Raw genomic sequence first — 11,406 nt, 5'->3', positions numbered from 1 at the left:
TCGGACACGCTATCTCCTGGGCCCGGGCGGGCGCGCGCCCGGGGGACCGCCGTCGCGCGGGCACGGCGGCGCTCCTCGGCCCGCGCGACCGGGGAGCGCCGCCCCTCGCCCCCGGGCCTATCCCGCGTCGCCCTCCGGGGCCAGGACGGCGACCAGGTCGAGGGTGGAGACGACGCCCACGGGCCGGTCGCCCTCGGTGACCACGGCGTGCGCGCAGTCGTTCTCGGCGAGCGCGGCGCCGACGGTCACGAGGTCGTCGGCCACGTCGACGCAGACGACCGGCGACGCCGCCACGCTGCCCGCCGTGGTCGGGCCGTCGGCGCGGACCGCCGCCCGGACCAGGTCCAGGTCGGAGACGACGGCCCACACGAGCCGGTCGCCGCCCGTCCCGCGGGCGATCCCGTCGACGATCACGGCGTGGATGCGGTGGCGGCGCATCCGGTCGGCCACGTCGGAGAGCTCGGTCGCCGGATCGCACGCGACGATGGGCGCGCGCATGACGTCCCGGGCGAGGAGCGTGGTGAACGGCTGACGCCTCGTGGTGCTCATGGCCCGACGCTACGTCCGCCGGGGCCGCGTGCCATCCGCAGCGCGCCGCCGCCGCGGGGCGGGCGTTCTACGGACCCGTCGCCCCGGGCCGGCGGCCCGCGGGCTTCCACGGATGCCGCGCCGGCCCGGGCGTCCTACCGTCGGAGGCGGGCCGCCGGCCGGGGGCCGCGGCCCAGGTCCGTCGCCCGTCCCAGGAGCACCCGTGATCACCCTGCCCGCCCGCCCGCACGTCGCCGGCACCGCCGAGGGCCTGCGCGAGGCCCTCCGCTCCGCCCTGCGCCCGGCCCCGCAGGCCGCGGGGTCCGCGCCCGCGACGCCGACGGTGGCCGCGTCGGCGGAGCAGATGGTCGAGGAGGCGGCGCGCGGCGCCCTGGGCCACGGCCGTGCGGCCGTCCCCGTCGTCGACCACGCGGGCCGGGCCGTCGGCGTGCTGCGCGCCGCCGACGTCGCCGCGCTGCACCCGGCCGAGCGCGCCGAACGGCTCGTCGGCACCGTCGCGGTCCGCGACCGCGAGCTGCTCGCCGGGCCGGACGACGACGTCGCCGCGCTGCGCCGCCGGCCCGCCGTCGCCGCCGCCGGCCTGGGCCTGGTGGTCGACCGCCGGGGCGTGCTGCTGCGCGCGGTCGAGCCCGCGTAGGTCGGGCCGCAGGCCCACCGGACGACGTCCGGACCGCCCGCGCGGACGGACGCGGACCGGTCCCGGACCGCCGCCCGAACGTCCGTCGAGGACGGTGTATGCCGACGCGCCATCTCGGTCAAGCGAACGGCGTTCCTGCCGACCATCCGGGCGCCCCCATCCCGGACCCACGAGGCCCACACATGACCCCAAGCACCTTCATCCGCAGCAGCCTCGGCCGCAAGCTCGCGGCCGGCATCGGCTGCGTCCTCCTGCTGCTCGTCGTCGCCGTCGCCCTCGGCATCCGCTCGACGGCCGCGGTGAACGACAGCGCGAACGACAAGTACGTCGACGACGCCATCCCGCTCACGAGCCTGACCAACGACATCCTGACGCAGATGGTCAACCAGGAGACCGGCGTCCGCGCGTTCATGATCTCGCGCGACGAGGCCGACCTGGCGCCCTACACGTCGGGCTCCGCCGCCGTCCGCAAGGACATCGCCGCCCTCGGGCCGCTCCTGCAGAAGCACCCCGACCTCGCCGCCCTCACCGACCGCGCCGGCGGCCAGATCCGGGCGCTCGCCGCGTACTTCCGCTCGCAGATCAAGCTCGTGCGCAGCGGCCCGCAGGGCCAGGCGCTCGCGCAGGACCGCCTCGGCGGCGGCAAGACCGCCTTCGACGGGTTCCGCGCCACCCTGGCCGCCATCCAGGCGCGAGTCGACCGCTTCGTGGCGCGCTCCCGCACCGAGCAGCAGGCGACTGCCGACGGCGCCCGCACGCTGCTCATCGTGGTCGGCCTGGCCGGCGCGCTCGCCGGCATCGTCATCGTCGTGCTCCTCGGGCGCGCGGTCACCCGCGCCGCCCGCACCCTGCTCGAGCACATGGCGCAGCTGTCCGACACCGACGTGCCGGCCCTCGGGGACGCCCTCGACGCCGTCACGCGCGGCGACCTGACCGTCGACGTCGCGCCGCGGTCGCGCCCCACCCCCGCCCTCGGCGCCGACGAGCTCGGTCGCATCGCCGAGCGCTTCAACGTCGTGCAGGCCCGCACCGTCGAGTCGATCGCCGCCTACAACCGCACCCGCGCGGCGCTGCAGGACATCATCGGCGCCGTCACGACGTCGGCCGCCACGGTGAGCGCCGCCTCCACCCAGGTCGCCACCACGTCGGACGAGGCCGGCAAGGCCGTCGGCGAGATCGCGTCGGCCGTCACCGACGTCGCCACCGGCGCCGAGCGCCAGGCGCGCATGGTCGAGTCCGTGCGCGACACGACGGAGCAGGCCGCCGAGGCGGCGCAGACCAGCGCTGCGACCGCCGCCGAGACGGCGGAGCTGGCCGCCGACGCGCGCCGGGCCGCCCAGGACGGCGTCGGCGCGGCCGACCGCGCGACGGCGATGATGCGCGACGTCCGAGCGTCGTCGCACGAGGCCAACGAGGCCATCGGATCGCTCGCCGAGCGCTCGCAGCAGATCGGCGCGATCGTCGACACGATCTCCGGCATCGCCGAGCAGACGAACCTGCTCGCGCTGAACGCGGCCATCGAGGCCGCCCGCGCCGGCGAGCAGGGCCGCGGCTTCGCCGTCGTGGCCGAGGAGGTCCGCAAGCTCGCCGAGGAGTCGCAGGAGGCCGCCGCGACGATCTCCGCCCTGATCGGCGAGATCCAGGCCGACACCGGCCGCGCGGTCACCGTGTTCAGCACGGGCGCCGAGCGCACCGAGGAGGGCGCGGCGACCGTCGAGACGACGCGCGAGGCCTTCCTGCGCATCGGCGACGCCGTCGACGAGGTCACCTCGCGCATCGAGGGCATCGCGTCGGCGGTGGAGCAGATCGCGAGCGGCACCGCCAAGGTGCAGGAGGACGTCGGCGAGGTCGCGGCCGTCGCGCAGCAGTCGTCGGCGTCGGCGGAGCAGGTCTCCGCCTCGACGCAGCAGACGAGCGCGTCGACCCAGGAGATCGCGGCATCGGCGGGGCAGCTCGCCCACACCGCCAGCGAGCTGACCGAGCTCGTGGCGCACTTCCGGATCCACGCCTGAGCGGCCGGCCGGCCCTCCGCGGCCGGCCGCGCCGCCCGAGAACGACGAAGGCCCCGCCGTCCGGCGGGGCCTTCGCGCTGCAGAGCCCTCTGTGGGACTCGAACCCACGACCCCTTCCTTACCATGGAAGTGCTCTACCACTGAGCTAAGAGGGCGCTCGCACCCGTCGCCGTCGTCCCGAGGGACGCGCGCGACGCGCGTCCCGGAATAGTGGCACATCCGGACGCCCGGGGGTGCCGCGGGTCGGCGATCGCCCCGGGTGCGACCGCCCGGGACCCTGAACGCCCCGCCGCACGCCGCCGGTGGTAGCCGTTCGCAACCATTGGCTCATGCAGGCGACACGGGCATCAGCGGACCACGGCACGGCGCCGGAGCGGCGCCGGCCGCCGTCGCGGACGCCGCGGCGCCGGCCGAGGGCCGCGCGATGACCCGCGTCGTCGTCACCGGCCTGGGCGCCATCACGCCCGCCGGGCCGGACGTCGCGTCGACGTGGGCCACGCTCGTGGCCGGCCGCTCCGTCGCCGGCCCGCTGACCCGCTTCGACGCGTCCGGCCTGGACGCCCGGATCGCCGCGCAGGTCGAGGGCTTCGACGCCGAGGCGCTGCTGGGCCGCAAGCGCGCGCACCGCACCGCGCTGTTCTCGCAGTACGCCGTCGCGGCCGCGCGCGAGGCGATCGCGGACGCCGGGCTGACGATCGACGAGGACCTCGGCGCCCGGACGTCGGTGCACGTCAACACCGGCGTGTCGGGGGTCATCCCGACCGCGGAGGCCGTGACGGCGCTCGTCCGGGAGGGCCCGGGCGCCGTGTCGCCGTTCTTCGTCCCCGCGATGATCCCGTCCGTGCCGGCGTGCGAGGTCGCGATCGACCAGGGGATCCACGGACCGGTCACCGCCGGCGCGCTCGCGTGCGCCAGCGGCACCGCGGCGTTGCTCGACGCCCGCCGGCTGCTGCTCTCGGGCGAGTCCGACGTCGCGATCGCCGGCGGCACCGACGCGCCGCTGACGCCGTCGCTGCTCGCCGGTCTCGGCCGCATGGGCGCGCTGACCGCCCGCAACGACGACCCCGCCGCCGCCAGTCGCCCGTTCGACGCCGACCGCGACGGCTTCGTCCCCGGGGAGGGCGCGGTCGTCGCCGTCCTCGAACGCGAGGACGACGCGCGGGCGCGCGGCGCGCGGATCCTCGGCGTGCTGGCGGGCGGAGCGCTGACGTCGGACGCCTACCACCTGAGCGCGCCCGACCGGCAGGGCCGCTTCGCCGGCGCCGCGATCACGCAGGCGCTCGCGCGCGCCGACGTGGCGCCGTCCGAGGTCGACTACGTCTGCGCGCACGGCACGAGCACGCCGGCGAACGACCGCACCGAGACGATGGCCCTGCGGGCCTCGCTCGGCGACGCCGTCGGCCGCCCCGCCGTCTCGTCGCCGAAGTCGATGGTCGGGCACCTGATGGGTGGGGCGGGCACGCTGTCGGCGCTCGTCTGCCTGCTGGCGATGCGCGACGGGGTGATCCCGCCGACGGCGAACCTGGAGACCGTCGCCCCCGAGTGCGAGGGGCTGGATCACGTCATGGGGGCCGCGCGCCGCACGCCGGTGCGCGCCGCGGTCGCCAACGCGTTCGGGTTCGGCGGCCAGAACTGCGTCGTCGTGCTCACGGCCGCGTAGGGCGCGGCCACGGGGGGCGGCCGGCCCGCCGGGCGACGTGCCGGCGGACGGCCGCGCGGCGTCCGCGGTGCGGCCACGCGACGTCGGAGGGGCCGCGGCCCGCCCCGGGCGCCGCCGTCCCGTCTACCGCCGGACGAGGTCCAGGAACTCGGCGCGGGTGCGCGCGTCGTCGCGCAGCAGGCCCCGCAGCGACGAGGTGACCGTGCGCGAGCCGGACTTCTTCACCCCGCGCATCACCATGCACAGGTGCTCGGCCTCGAGGACCACGCCGACGCCGCGCGGGCGCAGCTCGTCCGTCAGCCAGTCGGCGATCTGCGTCGTCAGCCGCTCCTGCACCTGCAGGTCCCGGGAGAACGTCTCGACGACGCGCGCGAGCTTCGACAGCCCGACGATGCGCTCGCCGGGCAGGTACGCGACGTGCGCGACGCCGTGGAACGGCAGCAGGTGGTGCTCGCAGAACGACCAGAAGGGGATGTCGCGGACGAGGACGAGCTCGTCGTAGTCGCCCTCGTTCGCGAAGGTCGTCGGCGTGAACGGCTCGGGCTGAAGCATCTCCGCCCACGCCTTCGCGACCCGGCGCGGCGTGTCGCTCGTGCCCGGCGCGTCCGGCGCCTGGCCGAGCGCGCGCAGCAGCAGGCGGGTCGCCTCCTCGACCCCGGCGACGTCGACCGTGCGGGCGACGCGCGTCGGGCGCTCGGCCCCGTGGCCCGTCTCGTCCCGGTCGCGCACCGTCGGCTTCCGCTCGTCGCTCATCGCCGCAGAACCTACCCGGTCCCCGCCCCCGTCCCGCCCGGACGGGCGGCGCACGGCGTTCGCCCGGACGGCCCCCGTCGGCGGGTCGCGCGGGGTCCGCCGGCCGGGTCGGCTACCGTCCGCGCCGAGACGCCGTCCCACCCCCCGGGGCGGCCCACGCGACCGAAGGAGCGAGACGTGTCAGGACTGGGTGGCTCGGCGACGGGCGAGATCGACGCGCCGATCGAGCGCGTGTGGGCGACGCTGACGGAGATCGAGACGATCCCGGAGTGGCAGAAGGGCATCACGAACGTCGAGGCCCTGGAGCGCGACGCGGACGGCCAGGTCGCGCTGGCGAACGTCACGGCGGACGCGAAGGTCAAGGAGCTGACGGTGAAGACCCGCTTCACGCGGCAGGCCCCGACGCGGCTGAGCTGGAAGGTCGAGGCGGGCGACGTGAAGACGCTCGACGGCCAGTGGACGCTCGAGGACCTGGGCGACGGCCGCACGCGCGCGACGTACGAGATCGAGGTCGACCCCGGCCGGATGCTGCGGATGCTCGTCCGCGGCGCGGTCGAGGACGCGGTGCGCGAGCGCCTGGTGACGCACCGCCCGGCCGAGCTGGCCGCGCGCGTCGCCGCCCGGGGCTGAGCCGACGGGGCCGGCGCACCGGGCGCGCCGGCCCGCCCCTCAGCGCGCCTCCGCGGCGAGCGCCTCGCCGACGGCCTCCGCGTAGGCGACGTCGCTGCCCGCCCGCCAGGCGTGACCGGCGGCCGGGCCGGTCAGCGCCAGGACCGTGCCGGTGTCGGGGTACTCGACGACCTCGGGGAGCGCCGTGGTGCCGACCACGAGGTAGCGGCACGGCTCGTCCGCGTCGTTGCGCAGCCGGTGCGCCCCGTCCGGCCCCGCCGGGAACGCCACGACCGCGCCGGCGACCAGGCGCCGCGTGCCGGCGGGCGTGCGCAGCTCGGGCGTGCCGGAGAGGACGACGAGCAGCTCCTCCTGCCCGTGGTGCAGGTGGTACGGCGCGGCCTGGGCGCCGGGGCCCAGCTCGTACGCGGTCGCGCCGAGCCGCTCGGCTCCGGCCGCCGCGCCGACGGCGAGCAGCCGGACGCCGGGGCGCCACTCGGGCAGCGCGTCGGTGAGCAGGTTCGGATCAGCGGTCATGCCGGCGAGCATGCCCGCGGTTGCGGCCGGATCGTGGCCGCATGGGCCGGGGCGTCGTGCCCCGGCCGGCTGGCTCAGCCGCCCTGCCCCGTCTTGACGAGGTCGATGACGAAGATCAGCGTCGAGTTGGGCGGCACGGAGCCGTCCGGGGTGCCCTGCGCGCCGTACCCCTGCTCCGGCGGGACGACGAGCAGGCGCCGGCCGCCGACCTTCATGCCGGGGACGCCCTTGATCCAGCCGTCGATCAGGCCGCCCTCCTCGAGCGGGAACGACGTGGAGTTGGGCGTGCGGTCCCAGGACGAGTCGACCTTCTGGTCGTCGCCCCAGACGACGAGGGAGTAGCGCACCTCGACGGTGTCGCCGACCTTCGCCTCGGCGCCGTCGCCCTGGACGATGTCCTTCTTGACGAGGGTCGTGGGCGGCTCGCCGCTGACCTTGACGATCTTCGGCTCGGTGTCCAGGTCCGTCGAGATCGCGCGGGAGAGCGCGTCGACGCCGACGGTCGTCGTGCTGCCGCCGCCCTCGGCGCCGGCGACGTGCTCCGTGTCGCTCTTGCGGATGTCGGCGGCGGTGGTCTCGTCGCCGCAGCCGGCGGCCGCGAGCGCGAGCACCAGCAGGGGGACGGGGGCCAGGCGGCTCAGGTGCATGGCGGGCAGCGTATCCCCCGCCGGGCGCGGGCGCGCCGCGAGCGACTCAGGCGCCGCGCGGCAGGACGAGCCGGGTCAGGAGCGCGTCGAGCGCCGCCGGCGCGTCGGCGCAGAGCCCGGTGTGGACGGGCGACGGCTGCAGGATCGTGTTCGAGGGGGCGGCGAGCCAGCCGAAGCGGTCCGAGCGGTCCATCCGCGCCACCGCGCCGGCGTCCGGGTCCCCCTCGGCGACGCGGCGCATCCCGTCGAGGTGGGCGGCGACGGCGTCCAGGTCCAGGCCGGGGTCGAGGGCGCGCAGCCGCTCGCGGTCCAGGTGGGAGCGCAGGCCCAGGAAGCGGTGGCGCCGGGCGTGCAGGACGACGCCGACGTTCAGCCCTTCGCCCCGCTCCAGGCACGGGACGACGCGCAGGATGGCGTATTGGAAGACCTCGGGCGCGCCCGTCGACGCCTCGGGCGCGTCAGGCCGTGCGAGCACGCTCGGCCTCCTCCACGAACGCGCGCGGGGCCTGGAGCCGGGCGAGCAGGTCCGCGACGAGCAGGTCGGGCCCGCCGTCGGGCAGCCAGGCGTCGGGGACGAGCGCGGCGATCCGGCGCAGCAGCTGCTCGGTGACGTGCGGGGCCAGGCGCGCGTCGGCGTCGACGATCGAGCCGGCGCGCGGCAGCAGCACGTGCTCGCGCACGGCGGCGAAGCGCCCGCGGGCCTTCGCCGGGTCCAGGCCGGCGTGCTGGCGGTAGAGCGCGGCGCCGTTGTCGATGAGCCACAGCCGCCCGTGCCACGTGAGCATGTTCGGGTTGCGGGCGGTGCGGTCGACGTTCTCGACGAAGGCGTCGAGCCAGACGATCGCGGCGGCGAGCTCCGGCGAGGGCTGCGGACCGGCCGCCGGCGTGTACGGCAGCGCGCGCGGCAGGAAGTCCATCCCCACGTTGCGCCCGGCGCTGGCGGCGACGTGCTCCTGGATCTCGGGGTCGGGCTCGGCGTGCGAGAGCTCGACGGGCAGGTCGACGAGCACGAGCTCGGGCATGAGCAGGCCCAGGTCCGGCTCGGCGGCGGCGAGCGCCCGCGCCAGCTCCCCGACGACGATCTCGGCGACGAGGACCTTCGTGCCCTGGGCGGCGCCGGAGAGCTTGACGACGTACAGGCCGTCGTCGTCCGCCTCGACGAGCGCCGGCACCGAGCCGCCCTCGCGCAGCGGGGTCACGTAGCGGAGGGCGCGGACCGTGCGGAGCACCGGGGCAGCCTACCCCGGGCGTCCGGTCCCGGGCCCTCAGCCGGCGACGTCGGCCTCGGCCTCGAGCGCGTCGGCGAGCAGGCGGAGCCACGGCATGGCGTCCTGGTCGCGGGCGGCGCCGCGGACGAGCCACAGGCTGGCGCGGGCGCCGGGGCCGGGGACGCGCTCGTCGAGCAGCGCGAGCCAGCGCGCCACGTGCGGCTGCGTGACGAGCACGCCGTCGACGAGCTCGTCGGCCAGCCCGGGGCGCCGGCCGAGCAGGCGCGCCGCCGCCTCGAGGCGCTCCCGGACGGGTGCGGCCTGGTCGAGGCGCTCCAGCAGCTCCGCGAAGAGCCGGTCGAGGACCAGGGCCCCCAGCTCCTCGCGCCCGTCGACGTAGCGGTACGCGGCCATCGCGGACACGCCGAGCTCCTCGGCGAGCAGCCGCATCGTCAGCCCGGCGGCGCCGCGGCGGCGGGCGATCCGGTCGGCCGCCGCCACGACGGTCTCGCGGGTCAGGCGGGCGGGGGCGGTGTCCTGCTCGTGCTCGATGCTCGGTACAACGCGCCGAGCGACCGTTCGGATGCACCCAGGCGCGCCCGGCCCCGGAGACGACGAGGGCCCCGGATCGGCGATCCGGGGCCCTCGGGCAGTGGGGGGAACAGGATTCGAACCTGTGTAGGCAGAGCCAACGGGTTTACAGCCCGTCTCCTTTAACCACTCGGACATCCCCCCGAGCGAGCACGCATCCTAGCGAGGTCGGCGAGCGCGTGCCGTCCCGCCGAGCCGAGGTCCGGGCGGGTCCGCCCGGTCCCCTCTCCGGGTGCCCCGAGCCGTGCCGCTGACGGCGCGCGTCGCCGACCGAAGCTCGGGGCGGGCCCGGCCCCTCTCCGGGTGTCCCGAGCCCTGCCACCGACGGCGCGCGTCGCCCGCCGAAGCTCGGGGCGGGGCCCGGACTCCTCTCCGGGTGCCCCGAGCCCTGCCACCGACGGCGCGCGTCGCCCGCCGAAGCTCGGGGCGGGGCCCGGTCCCCTCTCCGGGTGCCCCGAGCCCTGCCGCCGACGGCGCGCGTCGCCGACCGAAGCTCGGGGCGGGGCCCGGTCCCCTCTCCCTAGACCGCGTCGCGGAGGCGCTGCGACTCGGGCAGCGACTCCAGCTTCTTCAGCGTGTGGCTCTCGATCTGGCGGATGCGCTCACGGGTGACGTCGAACGCGCGGCCGACCTCCTCGAGCGTGGAGGGCTGGTCGCCGGAGAGGCCGAAGCGCATCTCGATGACCTCGCGCTCGCGCTTGGGCAGCGTGGAGAGGGCGCGGCGGACGTGCTCCTTGCGCAGCTGCTCGCTCGTGCGGTCGAAGGGGGACTCGGCGTCCTTGTCCTCGACGAAGTCGCCGAGGGAGGACTCCTCGTCCTCGCCGACGGGCTTCTCGAGCGAGATCGGCTGCTGCGACATGCGGAGGATGTCGCGCACGTCGGCCGGCTTCATGTCGACCTCGAGGGCGATCTCCTCGGGGGTCGGCTGGCGGCCGAGCGACTGGACGAGCTGGCGCTCGACGTGGACGACCTTGTTGAGCTTCTCGACCATGTGCACCGGGATGCGGATGGTGCGGCCCTTGTCCGCGATCGCGCGGGTCACGGCCTGGCGGATCCACCAGGTGGCGTACGTGGAGAACTTGTAGCCGCGGCGGTAGTCGAACTTCTCGACCGCGCGGATGAGTCCGAGCGAGCCCTCCTGGATCAGGTCCAGGAAGCTGAGGCCGCGGCCGAGGTAGCCCTTGGCGATCGAGACGACGAGGCGCAGGTTGGCCTCGATCATCTGCTGCTTCGCGTCCTGGTCGCCGCGCTCGATGCGCTTGGCGAGCTGGACCTCCTGGGCGGCGGTCAGCAGCGCGACGCGGCCGATCGACCGCAGGTACATGCGCAGCGAGTCGAGGCTGGGCTCGACGGTCAGGTCGACCGCGGCGCGCGCGGTGCCCTCGCGCTCCTTGCGGGAGCCGGTCTGCTCGATGCGCTCGGCCTCGCGAGCCGTGCGGTCGTGCTGGTCGCCGTCGCCATGGATGACGTCGACGCCCAGCTCCTCCAGGTGCGCGTGGAAGCCGCGCAGCTGCTCCTTCGTGACCTCGGCCTCCTCCAGGCCGGCGGCGATCCGCTCGACCGTCAGGAACCCGCGCTCCTGCCCCTCGGCGATCAGCGTTCGGAGCTCGGCGATCTCGGTGATCGGCGTCTCGTCGGCCAGCAGGACCTCGTTGGTGCTCACGTCGGAACCTCCCCCTCGTCGGTTCGACGCCCGGCGGACCTGCCGTCGGGCTCATCACGATGTTCTCCACACCGTCGACGCGGGTCTCGCGGCACCGTCCGGACGTCGTCCGTCGGGGCCGTTCGCTCCGTGTCGTCGTGCCGGAAGGGATAGCACAAGAATTCCTAAAGGGTGACGGTCGTCACACGAGATCCCGTGGCAACGGGAGAATCGCGCGCCGCGCGGCCGGGCAGAGGGCGTCGCCGCGTCGGGATCCGCGCGCCGGCGGGCCGAGGACGGGCGGGCGGGACGGGCGGCGGGCGGCGGGTCGGGCGGGGATCGAGGGGGGCGAGGGGAACGAGGACGGCGGGGCGGGGTGCTCGGCCGGGACGTGTTCCGGGTCGGGTCCGGTATCCGGCCCTGAGGCGGAACGGGTCGGCCGGGCGGGACGTGCTCCGGGTCGGGTCCGGCATCCGGCCCTGAGGCGGAACGGGTCGGCCGGGCGGGACGTGCTCCGGGTCGGGTCCGGCATCCGGCCCTGAGGCGGAACGGGTCGGCCGG

At 76.4% G+C, this 11,406-nt stretch carries 12 protein-coding genes and 2 tRNA genes; 4 read left to right on the top strand and 10 right to left on the bottom strand.

The window, feature by feature from the left end; all coding sequences use genetic code 11:
- Positions 1–117: 117 nt before the first annotated feature.
- Positions 118–549: a CBS domain-containing protein gene (locus J3P29_RS05195; RefSeq protein ID WP_210491967.1), complete on the bottom strand. Its 432-nt coding sequence runs from the start codon at positions 547–549 to the stop codon at positions 118–120.
- A gap of 202 nt (positions 550–751) precedes the next feature.
- Between J3P29_RS05195 and J3P29_RS05190 the strand changes: the two genes are divergently transcribed.
- Both J3P29_RS05190 and J3P29_RS05185 read left to right on the top strand, forming a co-directional pair.
- Positions 752–1,186, top strand: coding sequence for a CBS domain-containing protein (locus tag J3P29_RS05190; RefSeq protein ID WP_210491966.1), 435 nt, complete (start codon positions 752–754; stop codon positions 1,184–1,186).
- A 182-nt stretch (positions 1,187–1,368) separates the two neighbouring features.
- The gene (locus tag J3P29_RS05185; RefSeq protein WP_210491965.1) at positions 1,369–3,198 is read left to right on the top strand and encodes a methyl-accepting chemotaxis protein; all 1,830 of its coding nucleotides are present in this window, start codon (positions 1,369–1,371) and stop codon (positions 3,196–3,198) included.
- Between the two features lie 83 nt (positions 3,199–3,281).
- On the opposite strand, the gene J3P29_RS05180 is transcribed toward J3P29_RS05185, so the two are convergent.
- Positions 3,282–3,353 (bottom strand) — tRNA-Thr (locus tag J3P29_RS05180).
- A 269-nt stretch (positions 3,354–3,622) separates the two neighbouring features.
- Between J3P29_RS05180 and J3P29_RS05175 the strand changes: the two genes are divergently transcribed.
- A complete protein-coding gene (locus tag J3P29_RS05175; RefSeq protein ID WP_210491964.1) occupies positions 3,623–4,858 on the top strand; it encodes a beta-ketoacyl-ACP synthase II in 1,236 nt (411 codons plus the stop codon).
- Between the two features lie 123 nt (positions 4,859–4,981).
- Here the strand turns inward: J3P29_RS05175 and folE are convergent, their stop codons facing one another.
- Positions 4,982–5,611, bottom strand: coding sequence for a GTP cyclohydrolase I FolE (folE, locus tag J3P29_RS05170; protein ID WP_210491963.1), 630 nt, complete (start codon positions 5,609–5,611; stop codon positions 4,982–4,984).
- Between the two features lie 177 nt (positions 5,612–5,788).
- Here folE and J3P29_RS05165 point away from each other — a divergent pair, with 177 nt between their 5' ends.
- Entirely contained in the window at positions 5,789–6,241 is a 453-nt protein-coding gene (locus J3P29_RS05165; protein WP_349239767.1) for an SRPBCC family protein, read from the top strand.
- Between the two features lie 39 nt (positions 6,242–6,280).
- On the opposite strand, the gene J3P29_RS05160 is transcribed toward J3P29_RS05165, so the two are convergent.
- The 7 genes from J3P29_RS05160 to rpoD form a co-directional block, all read right to left on the bottom strand.
- Complete coding sequence (locus J3P29_RS05160; protein WP_210491962.1) at positions 6,281–6,757, bottom strand: cupin domain-containing protein; 477 nt, start codon at positions 6,755–6,757, stop codon at positions 6,281–6,283.
- A 74-nt stretch (positions 6,758–6,831) separates the two neighbouring features.
- A complete protein-coding gene (locus tag J3P29_RS05155; RefSeq protein ID WP_210491961.1) occupies positions 6,832–7,404 on the bottom strand; it encodes an FKBP-type peptidyl-prolyl cis-trans isomerase in 573 nt (190 codons plus the stop codon).
- A gap of 46 nt (positions 7,405–7,450) precedes the next feature.
- Positions 7,451–7,879, bottom strand: a complete 429-nt coding sequence (locus J3P29_RS05150; RefSeq protein WP_210491960.1) for a DUF3037 domain-containing protein — start codon at positions 7,877–7,879, stop codon at positions 7,451–7,453.
- Positions 7,863–8,633, bottom strand: coding sequence for a HipA family kinase (locus tag J3P29_RS05145; protein WP_210491959.1), 771 nt, complete (start codon positions 8,631–8,633; stop codon positions 7,863–7,865). The genes J3P29_RS05150 and J3P29_RS05145 overlap by 17 nt, the downstream gene beginning before the upstream one ends.
- 36 nt (positions 8,634–8,669) lie before the next feature.
- Entirely contained in the window at positions 8,670–9,113 is a 444-nt protein-coding gene (locus tag J3P29_RS05140) for a TetR family transcriptional regulator (protein WP_210491958.1), read from the bottom strand.
- A 152-nt stretch (positions 9,114–9,265) separates the two neighbouring features.
- Positions 9,266–9,347 (bottom strand) — tRNA-Tyr (locus tag J3P29_RS05135).
- Positions 9,348–9,723: 376 nt separating this feature from the next.
- On the bottom strand, positions 9,724–10,866 hold the full coding sequence (gene rpoD / locus J3P29_RS05130) for an RNA polymerase sigma factor RpoD (protein ID WP_210491957.1): 1,143 nt from the start codon (positions 10,864–10,866) through the stop codon (positions 9,724–9,726).
- Between the last annotated feature and the right edge of the window lie 540 nt (positions 10,867–11,406).

This window comes from Patulibacter sp. SYSU D01012, from assembly GCF_017916475.1.
Lineage (GTDB): Bacteria > Actinomycetota > Thermoleophilia > Solirubrobacterales > Solirubrobacteraceae > Patulibacter.
This window is presented reverse-complemented; position numbering and strand designations above follow the sequence as displayed.